This window comes from Thiomicrorhabdus arctica DSM 13458 (genome assembly GCF_000381085.1).
Lineage (GTDB): Bacteria > Pseudomonadota > Gammaproteobacteria > Thiomicrospirales > Thiomicrospiraceae > Thiomicrorhabdus > Thiomicrorhabdus arctica.
On record NZ_KB905901.1, the window covers coordinates 33,390 to 58,090 of the forward strand.

Annotated in this window: 23 protein-coding genes; 11 read left to right on the top strand and 12 right to left on the bottom strand. The window is 42.7% G+C overall.

All coding sequences use genetic code 11. The annotated features are described in order from the left end of the window. Window positions 1-6: 6 nt before the first annotated feature. The 7 genes from F612_RS0109760 to metK form a co-directional block, all read right to left on the bottom strand. The gene (locus tag F612_RS0109760; protein WP_157760537.1) at window positions 7-1,056 is read right to left on the bottom strand and encodes an FAD:protein FMN transferase; all 1,050 of its coding nucleotides are present in this window, start codon (window positions 1,054-1,056) and stop codon (window positions 7-9) included. Window positions 1,057-1,201: 145 nt separating this feature from the next. Then, window positions 1,202-2,161, bottom strand: a complete 960-nt coding sequence (gshB, locus tag F612_RS0109765; RefSeq protein WP_019557586.1) for a glutathione synthase — start codon at window positions 2,159-2,161, stop codon at window positions 1,202-1,204. Window positions 2,162-2,245: 84 nt separating this feature from the next. Next, window positions 2,246-3,469: an NnrS family protein gene (locus tag F612_RS0109770; RefSeq protein ID WP_019557587.1), complete on the bottom strand. Its 1,224-nt coding sequence runs from the start codon at window positions 3,467-3,469 to the stop codon at window positions 2,246-2,248. Between the two features lie 137 nt (window positions 3,470-3,606). Then, entirely contained in the window at window positions 3,607-4,917 is a 1,311-nt protein-coding gene (gene gshA, locus F612_RS0109775) for a glutamate--cysteine ligase (RefSeq protein WP_019557588.1), read from the bottom strand. Between the two features lie 183 nt (window positions 4,918-5,100). Further along, window positions 5,101-5,844 (bottom strand): 16S rRNA (uracil(1498)-N(3))-methyltransferase, encoded by a 744-nt coding sequence (locus F612_RS0109780; RefSeq protein ID WP_019557589.1) that lies wholly within the window; start codon window positions 5,842-5,844, stop codon window positions 5,101-5,103. Window positions 5,845-5,881: 37 nt separating this feature from the next. Continuing rightward, window positions 5,882-6,736 (bottom strand): methylenetetrahydrofolate reductase [NAD(P)H], encoded by an 855-nt coding sequence (gene metF, locus F612_RS0109785; RefSeq protein ID WP_019557590.1) that lies wholly within the window; start codon window positions 6,734-6,736, stop codon window positions 5,882-5,884. A gap of 94 nt (window positions 6,737-6,830) precedes the next feature. Further along, window positions 6,831-7,991, bottom strand: coding sequence for a methionine adenosyltransferase (gene metK, locus F612_RS0109790; RefSeq protein ID WP_019557591.1), 1,161 nt, complete (start codon window positions 7,989-7,991; stop codon window positions 6,831-6,833). 322 nt (window positions 7,992-8,313) lie between these two features. Between metK and F612_RS0109795 the strand changes: the two genes are divergently transcribed. The 4 genes from F612_RS0109795 (at window position 8,314) to F612_RS0109810 (ending at window position 12,470) form a co-directional block, all read left to right on the top strand. After that, complete coding sequence (locus F612_RS0109795) at window positions 8,314-10,119, top strand: GGDEF domain-containing protein (RefSeq protein ID WP_245539537.1); 1,806 nt, start codon at window positions 8,314-8,316, stop codon at window positions 10,117-10,119. 165 nt (window positions 10,120-10,284) lie between these two features. Then, window positions 10,285-10,506, top strand: a complete 222-nt coding sequence (locus F612_RS0109800; protein WP_019557593.1) for a hypothetical protein — start codon at window positions 10,285-10,287, stop codon at window positions 10,504-10,506. A gap of 194 nt (window positions 10,507-10,700) precedes the next feature. Next, window positions 10,701-11,201 carry a 5-(carboxyamino)imidazole ribonucleotide mutase gene (purE, locus tag F612_RS0109805; protein ID WP_019557594.1) on the top strand — a complete coding sequence of 167 codons (501 nt, stop codon included), beginning with the start codon at window positions 10,701-10,703 and terminating at the stop codon, window positions 11,199-11,201. 162 nt (window positions 11,202-11,363) lie between these two features. After that, on the top strand, window positions 11,364-12,470 hold the full coding sequence (locus tag F612_RS0109810; RefSeq protein ID WP_019557595.1) for a 5-(carboxyamino)imidazole ribonucleotide synthase: 1,107 nt from the start codon (window positions 11,364-11,366) through the stop codon (window positions 12,468-12,470). Between the two features lie 83 nt (window positions 12,471-12,553). Here F612_RS0109810 and F612_RS0109815 read toward each other — a convergent pair whose 3' ends face one another. The 3 genes from F612_RS0109815 to F612_RS0109825 all read right to left on the bottom strand — a co-directional run bounded on the left by F612_RS0109815 (window position 12,554) and on the right by F612_RS0109825 (window position 16,393). Beyond that, window positions 12,554-14,017: a bifunctional ADP-dependent NAD(P)H-hydrate dehydratase/NAD(P)H-hydrate epimerase gene (locus F612_RS0109815; RefSeq protein WP_019557596.1), complete on the bottom strand. Its 1,464-nt coding sequence runs from the start codon at window positions 14,015-14,017 to the stop codon at window positions 12,554-12,556. A 349-nt stretch (window positions 14,018-14,366) separates the two neighbouring features. Next, window positions 14,367-15,134 (bottom strand): undecaprenyl-diphosphate phosphatase, encoded by a 768-nt coding sequence (locus F612_RS0109820; protein WP_019557597.1) that lies wholly within the window; start codon window positions 15,132-15,134, stop codon window positions 14,367-14,369. A 47-nt stretch (window positions 15,135-15,181) separates the two neighbouring features. Then, on the bottom strand, window positions 15,182-16,393 hold the full coding sequence (locus tag F612_RS0109825; protein ID WP_019557598.1) for a class I SAM-dependent methyltransferase: 1,212 nt from the start codon (window positions 16,391-16,393) through the stop codon (window positions 15,182-15,184). Between the two features lie 187 nt (window positions 16,394-16,580). Between F612_RS0109825 and F612_RS0109830 the strand changes: the two genes are divergently transcribed. Together F612_RS0109830 and F612_RS0109835 are read left to right on the top strand one after the other, a co-directional pair. Beyond that, entirely contained in the window at window positions 16,581-17,045 is a 465-nt protein-coding gene (locus F612_RS0109830; RefSeq protein WP_019557599.1) for a FliG C-terminal domain-containing protein, read from the top strand. Between the two features lie 13 nt (window positions 17,046-17,058). Beyond that, the gene (locus F612_RS0109835) at window positions 17,059-17,499 is read left to right on the top strand and encodes a FliG C-terminal domain-containing protein (RefSeq protein WP_019557600.1); all 441 of its coding nucleotides are present in this window, start codon (window positions 17,059-17,061) and stop codon (window positions 17,497-17,499) included. Window positions 17,500-17,531: 32 nt separating this feature from the next. Here F612_RS0109835 and folB read toward each other — a convergent pair whose 3' ends face one another. Then, a complete protein-coding gene (folB, locus tag F612_RS0109840) occupies window positions 17,532-17,891 on the bottom strand; it encodes a dihydroneopterin aldolase (RefSeq protein ID WP_019557601.1) in 360 nt (119 codons plus the stop codon). A 177-nt stretch (window positions 17,892-18,068) separates the two neighbouring features. Between folB and plsY the strand changes: the two genes are divergently transcribed. Continuing rightward, the gene (plsY, locus tag F612_RS0109845) at window positions 18,069-18,683 is read left to right on the top strand and encodes a glycerol-3-phosphate 1-O-acyltransferase PlsY (protein WP_019557602.1); all 615 of its coding nucleotides are present in this window, start codon (window positions 18,069-18,071) and stop codon (window positions 18,681-18,683) included. Window positions 18,684-18,760: 77 nt separating this feature from the next. Here plsY and tsaD read toward each other — a convergent pair whose 3' ends face one another. Next, the gene (gene tsaD / locus F612_RS0109850) at window positions 18,761-19,804 is read right to left on the bottom strand and encodes a tRNA (adenosine(37)-N6)-threonylcarbamoyltransferase complex transferase subunit TsaD (protein WP_019557603.1); all 1,044 of its coding nucleotides are present in this window, start codon (window positions 19,802-19,804) and stop codon (window positions 18,761-18,763) included. A gap of 175 nt (window positions 19,805-19,979) precedes the next feature. Between tsaD and rpsU the strand changes: the two genes are divergently transcribed. The 4 genes from rpsU to rpoD all read left to right on the top strand — a co-directional run bounded on the left by rpsU (window position 19,980) and on the right by rpoD (window position 24,544). Further along, the gene (rpsU, locus tag F612_RS0109855) at window positions 19,980-20,195 is read left to right on the top strand and encodes a 30S ribosomal protein S21 (protein WP_019557604.1); all 216 of its coding nucleotides are present in this window, start codon (window positions 19,980-19,982) and stop codon (window positions 20,193-20,195) included. 22 nt (window positions 20,196-20,217) lie between these two features. Beyond that, window positions 20,218-20,667: a GatB/YqeY domain-containing protein gene (locus F612_RS0109860; protein ID WP_019557605.1), complete on the top strand. Its 450-nt coding sequence runs from the start codon at window positions 20,218-20,220 to the stop codon at window positions 20,665-20,667. Between the two features lie 142 nt (window positions 20,668-20,809). Continuing rightward, window positions 20,810-22,588, top strand: coding sequence for a DNA primase (dnaG, locus tag F612_RS0109865; RefSeq protein WP_019557606.1), 1,779 nt, complete (start codon window positions 20,810-20,812; stop codon window positions 22,586-22,588). Between the two features lie 168 nt (window positions 22,589-22,756). Next, window positions 22,757-24,544 (top strand): RNA polymerase sigma factor RpoD, encoded by a 1,788-nt coding sequence (rpoD, locus tag F612_RS0109870; protein WP_019557607.1) that lies wholly within the window; start codon window positions 22,757-22,759, stop codon window positions 24,542-24,544. The last annotated feature ends 157 nt before the right edge of the window (window positions 24,545-24,701 follow it).

Consider the following 24,701-nt stretch of genomic DNA (forward strand, 5'->3'; position numbering starts at 1 on the left):
CGAAAATTATAACAGTTTCGTGCGTTCTGCCATGGCTTTTGTTTGCAGGATTTTACCCTGATTGTCGATACATAAAACATAGGTTAGCCCCATACTTTTAGCAATGTTTAACCAGTTTTTTGGGCCCGCAATCAGGATGGCAGTCGCGGCGGCATCAGCCGTAGTAGCATCGTTATGTAATACGGTGACGGAAGCAAAACCTTGAGCCGGATAGCCAGTATTCGGGTTAATAATATGAGAATAACGTTGTCCATGCCATTCGAAGTAACGCTGATACGTACCGGAAGTGACAATGCTTTCGTCCGCGTTCAGGTGAATAGCGACTTCCACGTTCGAAGGGTTGTTTGGGTTTTGAATACCGACAGACCAAGGCTGGCCGTTTTTCAACCCCAGAGTTTTCATGTCGCCGCCAATATTCACAATGGCACTTTTAATGCCGGCCTTAGCAATGATATCTAATGCCATATCGATGGCAAGTCCTTTGGCATTGCCGCCGAAGTCCAGTTGTACTTGGTTATTCTTACTATAGAGGGTTAACCCCTCAAAATAAATATCCAGGAGAGAAGGGCGTTGGTCTAACCAATGCTGAATAGATTTTTCTGAGGGAGGTGGGCCAGACCAGGTCTCTTTGTGGAATCCCCAGAGTGCAATCAATTTACCAATGCCAGGATCAAATAACTTCTGACTTGCCCTGGTTAAACTTTGCGACTTGATAATGAAGTTTTTAACGCTCAAGGGGACATTAATAGGTTGCGATTGGGCAATGGCTTGATTAATTTTGCCGATAATGCCACCTTTTTCCCAAGCATGCCACTCTTTGTGAAAGTGAAAAAATTCAGTTTCAACTTGTTGAATCGCGGCTTCTGCTTGCTTGACATCAGGATGGTATAGAGTAATGTCAACTAAGGTACCAAAGACCACAATAGTCGCTTTAGTGGGGGGCGAATTTTGACTGGAACAGCTTGTTAACAGCAGCAAAAGTGCAAGTCCAAGCGTCCATGATAGTCGCTGGTGTGGTTGTTGAATTTGGAGGTGTTTATATTTATTTTCTGACATAAGTTTCATCTAACATAATCATTGAACGGTAAGGGTTCATTATAAGGTGTTGTCATGACTGCATTTCAGTCAATAAAAAATTCACCTGGCGTGGTCATACTAAAAAGTTAATGTAAAAGCTTCTAACAGTTTGGAGTTTAGTACATTATTTTTGGAGTTCAATCTGTGCTTCCAAGCAATCAAACAAAGTGCCGGCAATATTTAAATCAAATTGCGCGTCGAGCTCACGAATGCAGGTTGGACTGGTCACATTAATCTCGGTAATGTAATCACCAATAACATCCAAACCAACAAAATACAGCCCTTTGGCTTTAAGTGTCGGTTTAATCTGTTCACACAACCAACGTTCACGTTCGGTGATTGGCATGCCCACACCGGTTCCGCCTGCAGCGATATTACCGCGAGTCTCCCCTTCAGCTGGAATACGCGCTAAGGTGTAGTCAAGTGGCTCACCATTTATCAGCAAAATACGTTTATCACCTGCTTTAATCTCAGGTAAATATGTTTGCGCCATAATGTGGTGTTTGCCATGGTCGGTCATGGTCTCAATGATGACGCTAATATTCGGGTCATCTTGTTTAACCCTAAAGATTGAAGCACCGCCCATCGCATCCAGCGGTTTAAAAATAGTGTCTTGATGGTGACTTATAAAAGCTCGTAACTTATCTGCATTGGCGGTGACGATCGTAGGGGGGATACATTGTGAGAACCAGCTGGCAAACAATTTTTCATTCGCATCACGTAAGCTCTGGGGTTTGTTCACCACTAAAACGCCTTCCGCTTCGGCCAACTCTAAAATATGTGTGCTATAGAGGTAGTCATTGGTAAATGGGGGGTCTTGGCGAATCAAAATGATATCTAACGTGTTGAGTGCGATGTCATGACGGCCGTCGAAGTCGAAATATTGTTCTGTTTTAGGCCTATCCCATACGTTAAGGCCACGGGTAATTGACCAGGCCTGGCCATCTTTCAGATAAAGATCTTCAGGTTGCATATAAACCAATTCATGACCGCGTCGTTGAGCTTCTAACAGCATCGCAAAGGAGCTGTCTTTATGTGGTTTAATGTTTGCAATGGGATCCATTACTATGCCGACTTTAAGCATTTTCTTATCCTTTTAAATCCATTTTGAGTCACTCGGGTTTCATTGAGTTAACACATTTGTTGCTATTGTACCTGGCTGTGTCATTTAACCAAAATGCCCATCTACGCGTTTTTGAACCAGCATCGGTATAAAAGACCAACAAAACAGAGCAAAAGCCAGTATCCATAAAAATTGAGCGCTGATCATCCATAGGCCGTACTGTTCAGGTGCAATCATTGGCAAAACCACTCGCACCAGAGTGGCTAAGACAACCAATGACAATATCATAGTATGGTGTTTAGGTGGTTGATTGACGTTTCTGCCTGTGTGACCTAGGCTGACTCGAGTCATCATTGCTAAGGTTATCAAGCCTATGCCTCCAACAGCGAGCGAATGAATCGCTAAGGAGTGAAAGGTCGGTTGGAAGGCGGTGATAACATAGAGTAAAAATCCAATTTGGATAAAAACCATGCCCAAATAGAGGCTCCATAGCATCGGTTTTGCCCAAATTCCAGGGGTATACCAATTGATGAGGCGCATATTACCGACAAAAAATAGCATTAAAGCAATGAATGCAGTGATGACAGCATTGTCTAAAAATAATTCAGACAACATGAGCAGTAAGAGCAATCCTAAATTACTATAATCAATCCATTTCGGATTCGCTAAAGAGACGGTTTCTTTAACGCCTTTTTCAATAAAGAAGGGTATGACTCTGCGTCCCATCGTCATAATCAATGCCAGAATAATAAAAAAGCCACCAGTATTTCCCCACGCCATACCTTGCTCTAATATGCCAAACAGGCCTAAATAAAAGATGATATTGAATAAGCCCATTAAGATGATTTTGGCGAGTAAGTCATTTTGCTTCCACTGCTTAGCACGGAAAATGGGGGTGGCAAATGCAATTGCGAAATAGAGGTTAAAGAGAAGATCGAGCAATGCGGTGATGAGGAGTAATTCGAAGCCAAATCCGGGGAATAATATTGGAAGAAACCAACCGATTCGTCCACCTATCCAAAGTGAAAATAGGATCGCTAAAGGGCGACCGGACGGAGTGTTAACGCCCGTCCAATTTTTGACAGCGGTCAGTAAAAATCCAGCAGCGACCGCCATCGTGAAGCCAAATATCATCTCATGTGCATGCCACTGCGTGACGGATAGGTTGTCTAGCGGTAAACTCAGTAAGCCTTGCAAAAGAAAAAACCAAATCAACATGCCCAACATGGCAAATAACCCAGCCCCTAAAAAAAATGGCCTAAAGCCTAGGTTAAACAATGAAAAAGCTGAGGGTTTTTTTTTATGAGTGTCTAAGTTCAGAATGGACATAGGATAGGACTCCTCAGTGTGTGTTTCGTTAGTAGACTTCTTCAATAAGTCTGCTACAGCAAAGGAGTTGATGTAGCAATGAACTAAAGACTTGTCAGGTCAGCAGAGATTGAACCTTTCCCCATTGAAGTGCTTACCTAAATGTCTGTTAAATCGGTTAGCGCATCCTTTGCAACGGCAATCTCACGCGCGGCAGCCAATAAAGCTAAGCGTGCAATCACGCCATAAGCGTAAAAACGGTTCGGACTGGCATCAGGATTCTGATTGTCATCTGGCAGGGCACATGACTCTTCAAACGAGAGGGGTTCGAAATGCATGCCTGGCGAATTCAGGTTGTCGGTGGCTTTTTTTCCGGTATGAATACGGTAAAATCCGCCAATGACTTGACTGCCTATCATGTAGACCACCGGTTCAGCAACCGCGCCATTAACGGTTTCATAGGTGTAGACGCCTTCTTGAACCAGCATCTGCTCTACTTGCAGTCCTTCTTTCACTGACGCCATCTTGTTACGTTGTTTACGGTTTAAGTTCAGAATTTCATCTGCACTGTTGACGGACATGATAGCCATCCCGTATGTGCCGCTGTCGGACTTTACTATGACAAACGGTTTACAGTCAATCTGATGGGTTTCGTAGTACGCCTTAGTTTCATCTAAGACTCGGTTCACCGTGTTAGCCAGATCTTCAAATCCAGTACGTTCTTTAAAGTTAATCGGACCGCAAGAGATTGAGGTCGGGTTGATTAACCACTGGTCAATATCGATAATTTTCGCAAAGGCTTCGGTCACATCGGAATAGTGATCAAAGTGTTGTGTTTTATAACGATTTGACCACCCCAAATCCATCGGCGGCAGTAATGTTTGCTCAATGCCCTCTAAAATTTCTGGTCGACCACCGGACAAATCGTTGTTTAATAAAACGGCACAAGGAAAGAAGTTATCGACTCCAATACGTTCGCCTTTGCGAATTAACGGTTTTAACGTCAAGGTATTCCCGGAAGGTAGCTCTACTAATAGAGGGGCATCTAAATCTGGAATAAGTGAGCCAATGTGGACTTCGTAACCGGCACTTTCCAAGATGGTTTGTAACGTCAAGAGGTTTTCAAGATAGAAGGTATTTCGGGTGTGACTTTCTGGGATGATTAAGACACCATCGGCTATCGGGCAAGCTTGCGTTACAGCGGTTTGTGCCGCATGCACTGCTAAAGAACGTAAATCAGGGTGTAGATTATTAAAACCGGCAGGGAATAGGTTTGTATCCACGGGCGCTAATTTGAACCCCGCATTTCTTAAATCGACTGAGCAATAAAAAGGAGCTGGAGTGTTTTTAAACTGCTTACGAAACCAAGATTCAATCTCTGTTCGATGATCTAAAAGATGTTTTTCCAACTTGAGCAGAGGGCCTTTTAAAGCCGTTTGTAGATGTGGAACATGATTGATTGAAGGCATTGGTGAATCTCTTCTGAAGATTGTGGGGCTCAGGCTCGCTGAGCTTTTATGATTTGACTATTATAACTGTATTTTAAATATCTGAGAGCGATTCTTATTTATGCTCGTGTAAGTTAACGTCGACTGGTTGGGCTGCTCACTTTTCGCCAGCGGCCGCCTGATGCTTTATGAACATTACCACGGTTATATATCACCCCAGAGTGATTGTAATATAGCTAAAATTGCAGGGCCGGCGGTTTCGGTGCGCAGTACTCTAGGGCCGAGTTGTATTGGAATGAGTCCTATGGTTTCTGCTTGCTGGACTTCTATTTCGCTTAAGCCACCTTCAGGGCCTATCAGCAATTGTATCGGCGTGCTTGCAGTAGGTGCTTTTACCGTCTTTAAGTTGTGTTCAGCATGAGGGTCCAATACTAAACCAAAGATCGGTTGGTCCGGGTTTTGTGCTTCTAACCAGGCCTGGTAGCTTTGAATCGGGAATATGATAGGAACGACTGTGCGACCACTTTGCTCGCAGGCATTAATCACAATGGCTTGCCACTGGTTACGGCGCTTTTCTAACTTATCGACCTCCAGTTTAACATCACAGCGTTCCGTGAGAATCGGTTGAATCGCCGTTACCCCGAGCTCAACGGCTTTTTGGATTGTGGTATCCATTCGATCCCCTTTGGAAACGCCTTGTACTAAGACGGTTTTCAAAGGGGATTCGTTATCGGATTTTACGACGGATTCGATATGCAAGTCAGCTGTACGCCGACTGGTCACGATGAGTTTACCCGTAGCGAGCAATCCTGATCCATTGAAGGCTTCAATCAAATAGCCATGTTTAAGACGTAACACCGTTAATGCATAATGCGCCTGTTCTTTGGGCAACGCAATCGTTTGATTAACTTGATAGTTGCCTTCTAAGAATAGACGTGAAATGCGCATATTGCTAACCCTTAAAATGAACTTAATTAAGATGAACTTATTTAAATGTTAGAGATTTGGTGATTTCCAAAGTCGGTTCAATGCTATTCATGCTGTAAAAGTGAATGCCGGGAGCGCCCGCATCTAATAGATTTTGCGCCAATTCTTGCACAACATCCTTACCAAAGGACAAGAGACTCTCTTTGTCATCATCAAAGCTTTCTAAACGACATTTCAACCAGCGAGGCACTTCAGCACCGCAGCCTTCAGAAAAGCGAATCAGGTTTTCGTAGTTGGTGATCGGCATAATGCCTGGCACAATCGGTAAATCGATGCCATTTCGTTCGCAGTTATCGATAAAATAACGGTAACTGTCAAAGTTAAAGAAGTACTGAGTAATGGCTGAGTCAGCCCCTTGATCCACTTTATGCTTAAACCATTTCATCCCAATATCGCAATTGCGCGCTTGTGGATGGGTTTCAGGATACGCCGCGACTTCTAAATGAAAACGATCACCACGGGTGTCTTTGATGAATTTAACTAAATCGCTCGCATATTTAAACTCGCCGGGATCCATCATGCCAGATGGCAAATCGCCTCGTAACGCTACAATTCGTTTGATGCCCATGGTTTCATAGAGGTCTAACAGTTCATTTACACTGTCTTCGCATGCGCCAATGCAGGTTAAATGCGGTGCGGCTGCAAAATCAGTTTGCTCTTGAATATACTGGACGGTTTCTAAGGTTTTCGCTTGAGTCGTACCACCAGCACCATAAGTGACGGACATGTAATCTGGATTCAATGTGCCTAGCTCATCGATGACTGTCTTAAGCTTCTCAGTGCCTTTATCCGTTCTAGGAGGAAAGAATTCTAAGCTGAATTTTTGTGGGTATTTATGCTGTGATTTAATCATGTGTTTGCTCTACTTTTTAACTGTAGCCAGGCCTGGCTACGGTTAAGTTTGTATTTTATGGAATCGTTTTTCGACCCTAGGCTTAACGCCGGTTTTATAGGCCTGCATCAGAACGTAAAACAGCAGCTTTATCGGTCTTTTCCCAAGTGAATTCGGGTAGTTCACGACCAAAATGACCGTAAGAGGCTGTCTTTTGGTAGATAGGACGGTATAAGTCTAGCATGGCAATCAAACCCTTTGGGCGCAGATCAAAGTGTTCGCGTACTAGGCGTTCAATCAGTGTAATATCAACTTTTTCTGTACCAAAGGTTTCTAGGCTAATAGAGGTTGGTTCAGCAACGCCAATGGCATATGAAATTTGTATTTCACACTTATCTGCTAAGCCAGCAGCTACGATATTTTTAGCGACATAGCGACCTGCATAGGCAGCAGAACGATCTACTTTTGATGGATCTTTTCCAGAGAAAGCACCGCCACCATGGCGTGCCATGCCACCATAGGTATCCACAATGATTTTACGCCCCGTTAAGCCGGCATCCCCAACAGGACCTCCGATGACAAAACGACCGGTGGGGTTGATGTGAAACTGGGTGTCACTGTGCAACCACTCTTCAGGTAAGACGGGTTTAATGATTTCATCCATCACTGCTTCACGTAAGGTGTTGGTGTCAATTTCAGGATTGTGTTGTGTGGATAAAACAACCGCATCAATTCCGACAGGTTTCCCATCTTGATAACGTAACGTAATCTGGCTTTTAGCATCTGGTCTTAACCAGGACAATATCCCTGATTTTCGAACATGAGCCTGGCGTTCCATTAAACGATGTGCATAAAAAATGGGTGCAGGCATAAGCACATCGGTTTCATTTGAAGCATAACCGAACATTAAGCCCTGATCGCCTGCACCTTGTTCATGCTCGGCAGAGTCATCTACCCCCATTGCAATTTCTGGAGACTGTTTACCGATAGAAGAAAGTACGGCACAGGTTTCGCCATCAAAACCTAAGTCACCGTGATTGTAGCCAATTTCCTTGACGACATTACGGACCAACTCTTCTTGGTCTACCCAAGCTTCAGTAGTGATTTCACCACCGAGCATAACCATGCCGGTTTTAACAAACGTTTCGCATGCAACGCGTGCTTTAGGATCTTGCTTAAGGATTGCATCCAACATCGCATCGGAAATTTGATCTGCAATTTTATCTGGGTGGCCTTCAGAAACGGATTCTGAGGTAAATACTGTCGTTTTAGTCATGTGTGTGCCTCGAAGTATCAGTGAGAATGAAATTTAAATTAACGAGGTACGGGGAATAAGACGGGAATGTATAAGACATACTGATTCCTCGCTTTAGCCGTACTTTTAATGCGCCCGCAAGCTGATCTATCAAATCGGCGCTAAGGGCTTATTATGATTTAAAAGACTTTTTGGGTCAAGTACTGGAATGTTTTGTATTGTTTTTGGTGCTCAATGTCAAAGGACTTTAGTTGGTAACAAAACGGTCATTAGCTTGTCGAAAATATTTTATATGGTTTTGCTATAGTGCTCTTCTTTACACCATTCAAGCAGAGAGTAAGTTGTGTTACAACAGTGTCAAACGAAGGATTTAATCCAGTTAAGTGATTGTCTAAGATATGAACTGCAGGATTCGGTTTTAGGACGAGAATTATATTCAATTCTATCTATGCGAAATTTATCCCCCGTTTTTCAGCCGATTGTTGATATCAAAAATCGTCAGGTATTTGCTTATGAAGCTCTGATTAGAGGCCCAGAAAATTCTCCGTTATACAGCCCATTGCACCTATTTCACGTGGCAGAAGAGCATGGTTGCCTATTTGAAATGGATTGGTTAGCAAGGCAAATTGCCATCGAAAAATATCAACAGTATGGTTCGTCGGAATTTTTGTTTATTAATGTCACCGTCAACGCTTTGATGCAAGGCGGACATCAAAGTGGTGTGACATTAGATTGTCTAAAGCTACTCGGGATCAGTGTTGAGCAAGTCGTTATTGAGATTACTGAACTGCAGCCCGTTGAAGATTTTTCTTTATTTGTAGAATCTATTAATCATTATCGAGAAATGGGGTTCAAGGTAGCCATTGATGATTTAGGAGGGGGTTATAACGGTTTACGTATCTGGTCTGAGGTGAAGCCGGATTTTGTAAAAATTGATAAACACTTTGTATCTGGGCTTGATGTTGATGTGGACAAAAGGCGTTTTATGGAAACGATTTGCGCCTTAGCAAAAGGATTGAATACTAAGATAGTTGCAGAAGGGGTTGAAGACGAAGAGACATTGAAAGTGTTAGAGGGGCTCGGTGTTGATTATGTGCAAGGTTATCTTTTTAAAAAGCCTCAGACCGTGCCGACTCGTACACTAGATTATCAGTGGCCAGTAGTCGCTGGTCCTGTCGCGGTTAAAGTAGATGAAACGGTTGAGTGCATTGTGCACGCTTGTGATAGCTTTCACCCGGACAATGAGGTTGGTTTAATAACGGAGTATTTGCTTAAAGAAACGCATATTGATTTTGTACCGATTGTCGATGATAAAAAAATAGTCGGAATTGTTTGGCGGAGGGACTTGATGGATTTGCTAGCACGACGATTTGGTCGTGATTTGTATCACCGAAAATCAATTGCAAATATTATGGATAAAGCCCCTGTCGTAGTCGATATTGATATGCCTTTGGTTGAGGTAAGTCGTTTGATTACAGATTATCAAGGTAGTCATAAGGGGGACGCCTTTATCGTTGCCGAAAACGATGAGTTTAGAGGTTGTGGTAAATTTATGGATTTGCTTCGTATCATGACTAATCTGAAAATGGAAAGCGCCCAATATGCCAACCCACTTTCTGGCTTGCCGGGTAATGTACCGATTCAAAGAGCCATTCAAGGCTTCTTAAACCAGCAGATGCCCTTTGTAGTGATCTATGTGGATATTGACCACTTTAAACCTTATAACGATTATTACAGCTTTGACCAAGGCGATGATATTATTCGCGCTATGTCTGATATTTTGATGCGTCATATTCAGCCTGATGTAGATTTTATCGGCCATATCGGGGGGGATGATTTTATTATTGTATCGTCTCGAGTGAGTGATTATCAAACCATTTGCAATGGTGTTTTGAATGAGTTTAGAAAAGAAATTATGCAGTTTTACTTACCAGAAGATAGATTGCGTAGGGGAATTCAAGGGGTGAGTCGTGAAGGTGAACCTACGTTTTTTTCGATGATGAGTTTATCGCTCGGTGTTTTGCTCGTTAAAGAGGGTGTGTTTAGTCATCAACAAAGACTAGCTTCCTATGCAACCTTAGCGAAAAAGAAAGCCAAGTCTTTGGGAGGAGATACTTTTGCTGTTATCGACTCGGGTGAGTTGAGTTAGACTGAATTAAACCCAGCTCCGCAAATACAACTCATTACATCTTATTCCTTAAAACAAGCCTTCAAATAAACTCGTTTTTGTGAGAATGATATTCTTAGATAGATTAGATTCAACGCCAACGGGTTTGAACCCTTTGTCAATAATCTGGTTTTGGCAAATTAGGCGGTGGATTTAGTCTCTATTGACTGGCCTGCTTCGCATAATACTCGAGCCACCCATTCTCAACTCACTTTATCAGAGTTGATCCTCGAGCAAATAAACTTCATCCATATTCCTAAACTGTGGGCCAAGGTTTTCAAGCAGTCAGTGAAAGTCAATCTTGAGCCGTTTGCCGTCATGATTTTTGATGCCGTGTATAAGTGGAGGGTAAAAATTAGCCAACTTTAATTATCTCAGTAATCGTAGGTGTGTTTATATCAGCGAACCTTAAATTAAAGAATCCCTAGAGATATTTAAATATCAGAAGGTGATCTCATCTATAGTAGAAGGATAAACCGATTTTTGCTAAAAATTGAATAATCTCTCATTGGAGTGTAAAATACTCCGTTTTTTCGAAGCTTTAGGCTAAGTTAGGTGGAATCATGGCAGAATTGATATTGCCTGTTGTTGGTGTGATTATGGGGTCAAAATCTGATTGGCCAACCATGAAAAATGCGGTAGACATGTTAGAGCTTTTTGGAGTGCCTCATGAAGTGAAGGTCGTTTCGGCGCATAGAACGCCTGACTTAATGTTTGACTATGCTGATCAAGCTGAGGCGCGTGGACTGCAGGTTATTATCGCTGGAGCCGGTGGTGCTGCACATTTGCCGGGTATGGTAGCGGCTAAAACTGTGGTGCCAGTGCTGGGTGTACCGGTGCAATCTAAAGCGCTGAGTGGTCAAGATTCATTGTTGTCAATTGTTCAAATGCCGGGCGGTATTCCTGTCGGCACCTTAGCCATCGGTGATGCGGGAGCTAAGAATGCGGGTATTTTGGCGGCACAAATTGTTGGTAATTCTAATCCCGTCATTCGTGCTGCGGTTAACGCGTTTAGAGCGGAACAAACTCAAACTGTTTTAGAGAATTCAGATCCCCGCATTTAACGCGGAGTCACAAACCGTCTGAAGACAAAAGAATATTGATATCTTAAAACCGTAGGTCAAGCCTTTGTTAAAATGCTTGTCTACGGTTTTTTATTTTAGGAAACTTGGTTTAAGCCTTACAGCTTTGAATTTGATAATAGATGCCATTGCATGGAGAAAATGATGACCCCGATTACAAAACGTATTGGTGTATTAGGTGCTGGACAGCTCGGTCGCATGTTGGCAATTGCGGGTTACCCGTTGGGCCAAAAATTTGGTTTCTACGGCAGTAATAAAAGCGAACCGTCTGCGCTGCTGGGTCATATGTATATGCAATCGGATGACGTGGATTCTCTGGCGGATTTAGCGAGTTTTGCGGATGTCATTACTTATGAAAGTGAGAACACCGATGTGGCGATGGTACGTGAAATTGCAAAAACTACACCGGTCTACCCTGGTGAGAAGTCTTTGTATACAGCTCAACATCGTGGTCGAGAAAAAGGGATGTTTGACCAGCTCAATATTCCTTGTGCACCTTATCAAATCGTAGATTCCCTTGAAAGCTTAAAACGTGCCGTCGCAAAGATTGGCTTGCCAGCCGTTTTAAAAACCACCACTGAAGGCTATGATGGTAAAGGCCAGTTTGTTTTAAAAGACGAAAATCAAATTGACCAGGCCTGGTCAGAAATTGGTGGACGTGAATTGGTGTTAGAAGGGTTTATTAACTTCCAGCGTGAATTATCGATGGTGGCGGTACGTAATGCCAATAATGAACATGTTTATTATCCATTAGTACAAAATGTGCACCACGAAGGCATTTTGCGCTATACCATTGCGCCAGCGCGTAAAGTTTCAGAAAAAACACAACAAAAAGCCGAAGCTTACATGCAGAGCTTGCTGGATGAGTTAGATCATGTTGGTGTTTTAACGTTAGAATTATTTGAAACGGTTGATGGTTTAGTCGCTAATGAGATGGCGCCTCGAGTGCATAACTCAGGGCACTGGACCATTGAAGGTGCGATGACTTCGCAGTTTGAAAATCATGTACGTGCAATCACGGGTTTGCCTTTAGGCGCAACGACACCACGTCAGCCATTGGCCGCGATGATTAACATTATTGGCGAAACGGGTCCAATCGATCAGGTTTTAAAAGTGCCAAAAGCGTTTTTACATTTGTACGATAAAGAGGAGCGTGCTGGACGTAAGTTAGGCCATATCAATATTATCGCTGAGACCGAAGAGGAACTTTTTGAAGTTTTTAAAGTCTTGGCTGATTTCTTACCGAAGTAGCAGGGAGGGAAAAATGACTTTAATCCGTGGAAGCCGCGTGGTGGATTAACTTTAACTTTGAACTTTCTGAACCGTCATTAATTTTAATCTCGATAACTCATTAATTGGCTCATAACAGAGGCCAGTTCGGAAGGTAATATTCCGGGCTGGCCTTTTTGTTGGGCGAGCACATCTCCAGCATGTGCATGTAATGAAACGCCTAAACAGGTGGCATCCCAAAGGGATAAACCTTGGGCAATAAAGGTCGCTATTGTGCCAGTCAGCACGTCCCCCATCCCACCTACGGCCATGCCTGGATTACCCGCCAGACAAATTTCTAAATGTTTGCCGTCATACATTAAACTGCCATTGCCTTTTAAGACAATCACGCCGCCATATTTCTGTTGTAAGGCCTTAATGGCCTGGATGCGATTGGCTTGAATCTCAGGTGTAGTCATATTGAGTAATAAAGCGGCTTCTCCAGGATGCGGTGTCAGTACCCAATTACTGTGTTTTTGCGGATTTAGGGCCAGTAGTTTCAACGCATCCGCATCGACGACTTTCGGTAAAGGCACGTCCAAGACTTGTTGATAGAGCGTTTTAGCCCAATCGTCTAGCCCTAGTCCGGGTCCAATCCCTACCACGTTAGCAAGATTGGCTTGAATGGTTAACTCTTCAGGCTGATAACACATCAGCTCAGGAATGCTTTGCGTAATGGCAACGGTGTGTTCTGAATGGGTAATCACTTTGACCAGGCCTGCTCCGACCTTTAGGCTCGCCAAACCGGCAAGCTGAATAGCACCCATCATCGAATGGTTTCCGCCCACTAAGCAAACTGTTCCAGCGACCCCTTTATGTTGGCTAGCGAGGCGCTCAGGTAATTTATTCATCCAGTATTTTAGGGGGTGGTTCAATGCAAGAGGTGATTGGCTTTGGAGAATTTCTAATGGTAAGAACAGGCGACTGTAGTGCACTTTTCCGGCGGTATCAGTACCTTGAAAAGTATGTAAGCCTAACTTTCGAGTCATAAAAGTACAAGTATGGGTCGCGTGAATCGCTTGACCTAAAATGGCACCGGTATCCGCGTGTAAGCCGCTGGGTGTATCCAATGCTAATACGGGTTTTTTTAGATGATTGAGCCATTGGATCTGTTTGGCGAGTTGACCGCTAATCGGTCGGTTGAGCCCTGTGCCAAATAGGGCGTCCACCAAAACATCTGCTTGAATGATAATGCTTTCAGCAAAGGGGCTGGTGGTCATGCCGACAGCAAGCATTTCTTGGTAGGCAATCAGTGCATCCCCCTGAATGGACTCAGGATTGCCATGGAGCAAAACATGCACCTCCATGCCTGCCAGTAACGCCAACTGAGCCACCACGAAGCCATCACCACCGTTGTGACCGGTACCACAAAATACTACGATGGATTGTGGGTTACTGAAGTGGTGTTGTAAGGTTTCAAAAGCAAATAAACCGGCTCTTTTCATTAAAAGAATCCCAGGGATGTTCCTTTCTTTAATAGCAATTTGGTCGATGATCTGGCTTTGATGGGCGGTATGAAAACGAAGCATGCTGTCTCCTGAGGAGTATCAGTTAGGGACAAAAATTGTCATCAGTTAAGTTATTTAATTGATAGAGAGTGATATGGTTTTTCTTCTTGCATCAAGGAATAAAATATCCAGCCTTTTAACGAGATAATCAAGCCACTAAAACCTTGCGCTATTCATTTTTGGCAAGCATGTATAAAGGATCAAGTATGCGTGCAGTATAGGGTCGAATGAATCATAACAAGGGGCATTGCTTGCAGAGCAACACCTGAAAACCATAATATCAATACTCCATAAAAGAGAAAGTGATGTACCTTATCCATGTGGTATGCATGAGTTTTTTTATCGAAACCTTCTTACTTGTGAACCAAGTTTAAACAAACCAGATCAACAGTACAATTCCAAATATAATGCGGTAAATCCCGAAAGCATTAAAGGTGAATTTTGCTAGGAAGTGGATAAATAAACTCATGGTTAAGTAGGCCATAATAAAGGCCATGACAAAGCCGACCAATAAAGGTAACCATGATGTGTTAGCAAATTCAGAATAGTGTGTGGCGAGATCTAAACCAGATGCCGCAGCTAATACCGGTAAGGCCAGTAAAAAAGAGAATTCAGCGGATGCTTTACGGTCTAATCCAACCAGAATACCACCGACTATCGAGGCTCCGGCACGACTTGTGCCCGGAATAAGTGCGAACATTTGTGCAATCCCAATCCAGAATGCTTGCGAGATGCTTAAATCTTCAATGTCTCGAGTGTGATGAGTCTCTTCTCGATAGAATTTTTCCATAATCAGAAAGATGATCCCACCCACAATAAACATCCATGCCACTGTTTCTAAGGTAAATAGCGCTTTAATTTGAGTATGGAATAAAAATCCAATCGCGGCGAGAGGCAGAAAAGCAATCAATACATTGGTCCAAAGGCGAATATGCTGAAGACTGAATTTCTCTTTGTAGTGCGAGAAAATAGCCAAAATAGCAGCGACTTGAATAATGACTTCAAACGATTTGTTTTGATCCGTTTGTTCCAATCCCATCCACTCACTGGCGACAATTAAATGACCTGTTGATGAGATGGGCAAGAATTCAGTAAGGCCCTCAATAATGCCTAAAATAGCGGCTTGAAAAATATCCATGGTTGGTTCCTAAGTCTCGTGTTTAATCGTAATATTGTTGTGAATTCTTACAGTTGATGTCGTAAATCCCGGACGCTAAAGCCAATAAGTGGGTGATCAATATGTTTAGTCAGAGCGATCACTTTAAAGCTTTCGCCCATTTCATCAGGCAGTGTCAGGGTTTTGATCTGTTGGGCAATTTTAATTTGCTCTGTAATCGAAGCTTCAGGCGCTGCGGACATCTCTAGTAATCCAGAGCCCATTAAAAAATTTGCTTGAGTTGTGAAGCCAGCCACCCTAAAGCCACTGTCAAACCCATCTTCAGCTACCGCCGTAAAGTCGACATGTGCGGTAATGTCTTGTAGTCCAGGATAAAAGAAAGGATTGCTATGTGCACGATGTTGGTAATGGCAACGCAATGTGCCCATTACGCGAGCAGGCTGGTAGTACTCTTGACGAGTATAGCCATAATCTATTAGAAACACCGCACCTTGTGTTAGGCGTTGGTTGAGTGATTTTAACCACGGTTTGATATTGAGGTTGATTTCCGTCTCATAGCCTAAATGAGAGACCTTACCAATATTTTTAATCAGTTGATTGGCAAATTTTTGCAAGCCCGAATCCACAATCGGTCGGTAGTCCCACTCAAATTTTTCGGCGATTTCATTGTAAATAACATAGCCTTGTAGAGCTTGCTCTGGCTCGATACGCAACCGTTCAAACGGCATGGCATCGAGTACCTCATTGGCAATAATAACAGCAGAAAGCGGTTTGCTCGGTAACTCACTTAGCCAAACGATCTTTTTATACAGTTCTGCGGGCAATTCATTCTTTAATCTAGTGATTTGGCGTTGTTGTAGATCCGCACTGATTTCTAGAATGTAATACCGTTCTATGGCTTGTCCTTGTTGCGCTAACTCTAATAAAATATCTTTAGCCATGACGCCACTACCGGCCCCAAATTCTAAAATATTAGGGGATTCGAGTTGTTCAAGTACCTGTATTGCTTGGTGGGCTAAACAACGCGAAAAAATCGGTGAAACTTCCGGAGCCGTTATGAAATCACCCTGCGTGCCAATTTTGGGTAATGCGCTTGCATAATATCCTAATTCTGGCGTATAAAGTGCTTTATCCATATACTGGGCAAAGGTTAACTGCTTATGCCGTGTCAGCGTACTTCTAATTTTTTTACTCAGTTGCTGACTGTGTTTAATCCCTTCGGCTGAAGGGGTTGGCAGCGCTGTATGACGATGGTTTTTAGAAGATGTGTTAGAGCGCATTTTTTCGTATGAAATCGTTTTATTAAAGGATGTGGTATTATGCAACAAACATGCATAAACCGCTACTACGTTCTAAATTGCATGGTCAGCTGTTTGCTGTCCATTTGGCTTTGAGTAGAGTTTAAATTTACTCACGATGCCTAAACCTAATTTAGTTCATAACTACTTGATAAGAGAAATGTTCACTATGAAGGTCGGATTAAAAAAACTTCATGAAAATGAATGGTTAGTTCATATGGGTTGTGCTGCCGTAAAGATGGATCAATTTTCAGTGGCACTATTGAATATCACTTTAGCGCACTTATTAGCGTTAGAGCAGGGCGAAAGCCATTCTATGTTAAAGAGTTATATTAAGTTAGGGTTGAGAATTAAGGCATTGAAGGATTTGGAGTGCCAGAATCTTTTAAGGGTGTTAGATAATAAAGATATATTGATGTTTATGATGGTGGCGAATGACCCTGAACTCAATGACTTGATCATGAAAAATACGGGTGGTATTTTGGCCAAACAATTTGAGGCTGACCTAGCCAATGCAAGCATGCCAAATAAAGAAATATTGAAAGGTGCGATTCGTCGAATTGTCGAAAAGACTTTTGAATTGGAAAGTTTAGGCCAGATTGAGTTTACCTCAACAGATACAAAGTATATTTAGGCAGGAATATAGTATGGATATTGAAGCAAAACGAAAAGAGTCTGGTGAGTTTGAGCTAGAGATTGGTCCAGTTGTATTTTCATTGCCTGTTGAGGTCGTTAAAGCCCTCAATACTGTGCTTGAACAGCGTTTAAATCATCCTAATACTGCAGATGAGGAGGGTCACCAGCGTAAATTAGCAGCTTACCGAGTATTGGCCAACAAAATGGTCGGTGTTGATGACCGTATCGTGCAGAAATTTGCTCCGCAACTCACGCCAGAGCAGTTGGTAACAATTGTTCGTCTTGCAAAAGGCGATGGGCTTTATAATAAAATTGTTAAAAACCTATCGAAACAAAATTGTCGTCAGTTTGAGGAAGATTATGTTGGGTTAGATAAAATAACTGAGCAAAACGCTTGCTTACACATGGAGCATATTGTGCCGTTAATCAAAAGTGCGGCACAAGAGCCATAACTGCGGCAGGCGACTAAAAGGCAGTCTAAGCGTTACTTTTCTTGATGTCGGGTTATGATCAATCCAACAGTATCGGTTTCTGCGACAGCTTGAGGTTTTCCGACCTTTAACTGAATGCTTTGTACCGCTTTGTGCGTGCTTAAAATGTGCAGACAAATCGCTTCGGCTAGGCTTTCTAGTAGTTCATAAGAGCTGTTTTCGACGAGTTCAATAATTTCATCCGAGACCGTTTTATAACTGACCGTGTCATCAATGTCGTCGCTTTTTGCCGCACTGGCAATGGGTACCGCCATCTCAATGTCAAAAATCAAAGGTTGGCGGTTTTCACGTTCCCAATCAAAAATACCAATAATGGCTTGGGTTTTTAGGCCTTGAATAAAGATGATGTCCATGTTCTTCCTTGAAAATAGTCGGTTTCTGGGCGTTTTCACGTTGATAGGGGTGTTTATCTGAACGTCTATTATCTACTTCTAGTAAAATCATTCAATCTTTACACGACCTCTATGAGTATTCCTTATTTCAATACCTGATGAGTGTGTCGTAGCAATGCATATTTTAAAGGAAACACGATGGAATTAGAGATAACACTTTTTATGATTGCGGCTTATTTAATAGGCTCGATTTCGACGGCTATTATTGTCTGTCAAATAATGGGATTGCCAGATCCAAGAGAGGGTGGCTCAGGTAATCCAGGTGCAACCAATGTTCTGCGTATCGGCGGAGACAAGGGCAAAAAAGCGGCGGCTATTACTCTGGTAGGCGATATGTTAAAAGGGTTGATTCCTGTACTCATAGCGCACTGGATGCATTTGGAAGCCAAGTTTATTATCCTGGTAGGTTTTATGGCCTTTATAGGCCATTTGTATCCGGTATTTTTTGGCTTTAAAGGTGGGAAGGGTGTCGCTACTATGCTGGGGGTGATGTTTGGTTTGTCATTGCCAATCGGTCTAGCGGTTGGAGCAACATGGTTATTTGTCGCTAAAGTGCTTAAAGTTTCATCCTTATCCGCGTTAATTGCCACCGCATTAGCCCCGATTTATATCTATTTTTTATCAGGCGAAATCAGTTGGGTGTTTTTGACGGCTGTCATGACAGTATTCCTCTTTTGGCGCCATCGTGGCAATATCCAGCGATTGATGAGTGGTGAAGAGGGGTTGTTTAAAAATAAAAAAGGCTCAGAGTAGGTTTGAATTTAGATTTAAATGCTTTTTTCAAGAATGACCAGGCCTGGTCAATCTAGTGATGACAAAATTAAGGGCAATCACTCCTTAAGGGTAACCTTTATGGGTGGTAAGTCTTCCAAAGACCATCTTGGCGTGGCGGCAAAATTCAAATCATTGCACTGTCCTGCTAATAATCGCTGTGCACCCGCATAGGCAATCATTGCGCCATTGTCGGTGCAAAACTCCAGTCTTGGGTAAAAGGATTCGCCACGACGTTTCTTCATGAGTTGGTCTAGTTTAGCTCGAATCTCACGGTTGGCGCTGACGCCACCCGCAACCACAATACGATTTAGGCCTTCTTGCTCTAAAGCACGTTTGCATTTTATGGTCAGGGTTTCCGCAACAGACAGCTCAAATGCACGGCAAATATCCGCTTTAGTTTGTTCGCTAGAGTCCCCTTCTGCAACCGCTTTCAACCAAGTGTTACGGGTAAATGTTTTTAAACCGCTGAAACTCATATCTATACCAGGGCGATCAACCATTGGTCGTGGAAAAATGTAGCGCCCGGATTCACCTTTTAAAGCTAGGTTGGATACATTCGGACCGCCGGGGTAGCCGAGTTCAAGTAATTTAGCGGTCTTATCAAAAGCTTCACCCGCAGCATCATCTAAAGTTTCACCAAGTAGTTTGTATTGACCAATGCCATCGACACGAATAATCATGGTATGCCCACCGGAAACTAATAAACAGATAAAAGGGAATTCAGGCTTGTTATCCTCTAACATGGGGGCAAGAAGATGACCTTCCATATGATGGACACCGATTGCAGGGATGTCGAGTGCATAAGCCAGACTGCGCGCAACGGAAGTTCCAGTCAGTAATGCGCCAATCAGACCGGGCCCAGCTGTGTAAGCGATACCATCCAGTGCGTCTTTAGAAATGTGAGCATCTTCTAAGGTCTGTAGAATGAGTGGTGTTAATTTACGGATGTGATCACGAGAAGCCAGTTCGGGTACGACACCACCATATTGCGCATGTAGTTCGACTTGTGTGTAAAGTGTATCGGCAATTAGGCCTTTATCAGTATCGTATAGGGCGATTCCTGTTTCATCGCACGAGCTTTCTATTCCTAAAACCAACATGGCGTATTCTTCTCTCTCATTCAAAGTGGCTGAATTTTAACAAACAATCTCGTTTTTTATCATAAAAAGGTTTGCAAAATGTCGGCTACGAAATTATAATCCTACGTTTTCCGCTGTTCTCCATTTCTTGCGTGGTGAATAAGAACCGATATATAAAAATCAATTAGGTAAAATTATGCCAAGCGTAAAGATCAGAGATACTGAACCATTTGACGTAGCACTACGTCGTTTTAAGCGTGCTTGTGAAAAAGCAGGTGTTTTAACTGAGACTCGTAAGCGCGAGTATTATGAGAAGCCTACTTGGGCTAAGAAGCGTATGAAAGCAGCGGCTGTTAAGCGTTTAGCTAAGCGTTTGTCTCGCGACAACCGTCGTACGACTCGTATGTATTAATAATTGGATTGGATGAGTCTTAATGTCTAATACGATGCAAGAACGACTTACAGCTGAAATGAAAGCCTGTATGAAAGCTAAGAATAAAGAGCGCCTAGTTGTAGTGCGTTCTTTGATAGCTGCAATCAAACAGGTTGAGATCGATTCAGGCGCTGCCGTAGATGAAGCAGCTGCTCTAGCGATTGTTGACAAAGCTATGAAGCAGCGTCGAGATTCTCATCAGCAATTTGTGGACGCAGATCGTTCAGATTTAGCTGAGCAAGAAGCCTTTGAAATGACGGTCATTCAGGATTTCATGCCAGATGCTTTAACAGACGAAGAAGTGAACAGACTTATCGATGAAGCCATGGCTTCTAGTGGTGCGGCCTCCATGCAAGACATGGGTAAGGTTATGGGTTTATTAAAGCCTACGATGCAAGGTCGTGCCGATATGGGTGTGGTAAGTAAGCTGATTAAAGCAAAGTTAGTTTAAAACGTTTTTAACTTTTTAAGCTCTGTTGTGATAAGTTGTTTTAGATAAAATGATTTCGACCCAATTTAAAACCCGCCAGTGAATCACTGGCGGGTTTTTGCGTTTAATGACCTGTGTATTTTTCTGTGGATAAGGTGTGAGTATGTCTAGTCAGTCTGGATCAATTCCGCGTTCCTTTATCGAGAGTTTGTTATCTCGAGCAGATGTGGTGCAAGTTATAAATCAGCGTGTTCCCCTCAAAAAAGCAGGCACTTCCTATAAAGCCTGTTGTCCTTTTCATGATGAGAAGTCACCTTCCTTTAATGTCAGTCCAACCAAACAGTTTTATCATTGTTTTGGATGCGGTGCCAGTGGGGATGCTCTTAAGTTTTTAATGGAATATGAGGGGCTGTCTTTTGTTGAAGCTGTTGATACCTTAGCCTCACAGTATGGTATGGAAGTTCCACGTGAAAAGTTAACACCAGAAAGGCAGAAAGCCCAACAAGTCAAACAGCAGAAGCAACATGATTTATATGATGTGATGCATTTGGCAGCCAAATTTTATCGTCATCAATTGCGAGACCATGCGTCTGCGCTTGAAGCCAAATCCTACCTAAAGGCTCGAGGCTTAAGTGCTGAGATCGCTAAACAGTTCGTGATTGGATTAGCGCCACCAGGTTGGAATAGTTTGGTTTCTGGCCTTAAAGCCGATGCGAAATTAAAGCAACAGTTGGTTGAAGTTGGTCTATTGGTGCAAAAAGAAGATGGCAAACTCTATGATCGGTTTCGGCACCGAATCATGTTCCCTATTCGTGATGGGCGGGGTCGAGTGATTGCTTTTGGCGGACGTGTTTTGGGTGATGAACAACCTAAGTACTTGAATTCGCCAGAAACGCCCATATTTCATAAGGGTAGGACTTTGTACGGTTTGTACGAGATGCGCCAATCACGCCAAAAATTTGAAAGTATTTTGGTGGTAGAAGGGTATATGGATGTTGTCGCGCTGGCTCAGTTTGAAGTCCATAATGCGGTTGCAACACTGGGTACAGCGACGACGATTGACCATATAGAGATCTTGTTCAGGCAGGTTAACGAGATTGTCTTCTGTTTTGATGGCGACTCTGCCGGACTTAAGGCGGCATGGAAGGCTTTAGAGTTGGTATTACCCCTGATGCAGCAAGAACGTTCGGTCAAGTTTCTGTTCTTGCCGGAAGGTCAGGATCCAGACTCGATGATTCGTGAAGATGGTTTTGAGGGTTTTCAAACGAGAATCAAGGAAGCCTTGCCTTTGTCGGCTTTTTTACTACAAGGTTTGCAGGGTCGGTTATCTTCTCCTGTAAACTCGATAGAAGGACGTCAGCAGTTGGTCGCATTAGCACAGCCTTACGTGCAATCAGCGCAGGATTTATATCAGTTCCTATTGGCGGAAGGCGTTGCAGAGGTGGTCGGTTTGCCCACTTGGCGTGTAGAAAAACAGATGGATGTCAAGTCTGGTTTTGCTCAGTTTAAGTCCGACTCAGGTAAAAAAACCTCTCAGAGTGTTAAGGTCAGTCGAGTCGTCACTATGCCATTGAAAATGGTGCGGATTCTCCTAAAAAGACCAGAGTGGGCAGATTTCTTCGCACCAGAATTTTGTGAAGATTTATTTAGATCAAATGAACGTGATCACAGTGTTTTAGGCGGTGTAATCGAGTCATTACAGTTTAATCAATTTATTGCAGAAGCAGGGCTTAATTGGATGAATGCCAATGGTTATCAAGCAGAGTTGGCATTGATTGAGCAGTCTCCAGTCCCTGATGATGAAGGTTTCCTGTTGGCTGAATTTGAGGCCGTGGTGTTAGGTTTGGGTAAGTTGATTGATGAAAAAAGTTTGGGACAATCAGGCTGGAGTGCTGAAGAAATGGCTAAGTTACAAATCATGATTAAAGATTCATCCCCATAGAATGAAAGTGTTGGCACAGAAATTGACTGCTAACACGCTCATTTTTAAGGGAAAATCGTAACAAATTAATTTAAAAGTTTAGTATAATTGCGCGTTCCGTTTTTTTACACGCAGTTTTATCAGAAATAATCCGTAAGCGGAATCAAGCAATATTATTTGAGGCAATACATGACTAAAGTCGAAAGAAAGCAACAGTTAACGGATCTAATTGAACGCGCAAAGGAACTGGGTTATTTAACCTTTGCGGATGTCAACGATGTCTTACCAGATGACATTGAGGAAGATCAGTTAGGTCAAGTTTTAACGATTCTAAAAGACTTTGGAATCAAGTTATTTGATGCGGCACCTGATGAGGATGAATTACTCACTCAGGAAGGTGGTGTCTTTGATGAATCTGCTGCGGAAGCGGCACTTACTGCACTATCTGAAGTTGATGGTGAGTTTGGTCGTACAACGGATCCTGTTCGTATGTATATGCGCGAGATGGGTTCAGTAGAGCTTTTGACGCGCCACGGTGAAGTTGATATCGCCAAACGTATTGAATTTGGAAACCGCGATATGCTGGATGCTTTAGCTAAGTATCCAGTTTATGCGAATACCATTTTAAGCACGTTCAAGAAGATGGAAAGTGGTGAAGGTAAAATCGCCGATGTCATTCAAGGTTTCTACCGTCCAGCTGACTTGATTGATATTCCAATTGCAGAGCTTTCACCTGATAGTGATGCTAACAACGAACCCAAAGAAGAAGGGATTAACCCTGAAGAATTAGCTGAATTCTTGAAAAAGCTTGAAAAGTTTAGCGTTGCAGCACAATTAGCTGCTGATAAAGACGGTGCAGATGATCCTAAGTCGATAAAAAAACGACAGGCCGTCATTGAACATTTACGTGGTGTTCGAATTACGCCTTTATTCTCAACCAGAATGATGCGTCTAATCAAGGCTAGAATCCAATCCATTCGCGAGCAAGAACGTGTTATTGTCGATATCGTGATGCGTAAAATTGGTGTACCACGTGCTACGTTTTTAAAAACATTTGTAGGCTCTGAGCGAGACTATGAAATGGTGGATCGTTTGATTGAAAATTCACCTAAACATGCTGAGGCTTTAGAAGCCGCTCGTGGTGATATTAAACGTGCTCAAAAACGTTTAGCGATGATTTCCAAGGCTGAAAAAATGCCGATTGCACTCTACAAGACAATCTACAAAGATTTGAGTAAGTCAGAGACAACAGCTCGTCTTGCTAAGCGTGAGATGATTGAGGCTAATTTACGTTTGGTTATCTCGATTGCTAAAAAATACACAAATCGTGGTCTTCAATTCCTAGATTTGATTCAGGAAGGTAATATTGGTCTGATGAAGGCCGTTGATAAGTTTGAATATCGTCGTGGTTACAAGTTTTCGACTTATGCAACCTGGTGGATTCGTCAGGCGATTACTCGCTCTATCGCCGATCAGGCACGTACTATCCGTATTCCAGTACATATGATTGAGACGATCAATAAATTAAATCGTATCCAACGTCAGTTATTACAAAGAATGGGTCGTGAACCGACGCCTGAAGAGCTGGCAGAAGAGATGGAGATGCCCGAAGACAAAATCCGCAAGGTCATGAAAATTGCCAAAGAGCCTATCTCTATGGAAACACCAATTGGTGATGATGAAGATTCTTCTTTAGGTGACTTCATAGAAGATTCGAACATTCTTTCTCCACAGGATGCAGCGGATTCAGAAGGTATGAGTGAAACGGTTCGAGAGATGTTAAACACTCTTACACCGCGTGAAGCGAAAGTATTGCGCATGCGTTTTGGTCTAAGCATGAATACAGACCATACGTTAGAAGAGGTTGGCAAACAGTTCGATGTGACGCGTGAGCGTATTCGTCAAATTGAAGCAAAAGCGTTACGAAAGCTTCGCCATCCTAGTCGAGCAGAACGTTTAAAAAGCTTCTTAGATTAATTCTACGAGCGAGGAATTCTATTAACGGCTACCCTTCAGCGTTAGACAATGGTGGCTTACATTAGTAAGCTTTCTATTTAATTGCTTGTATCAAATTGAATAGAAGTTTCTTAGTTCGAGATAGTCTGTATTAATGTTTCACAAAGCGGTTGGCAGT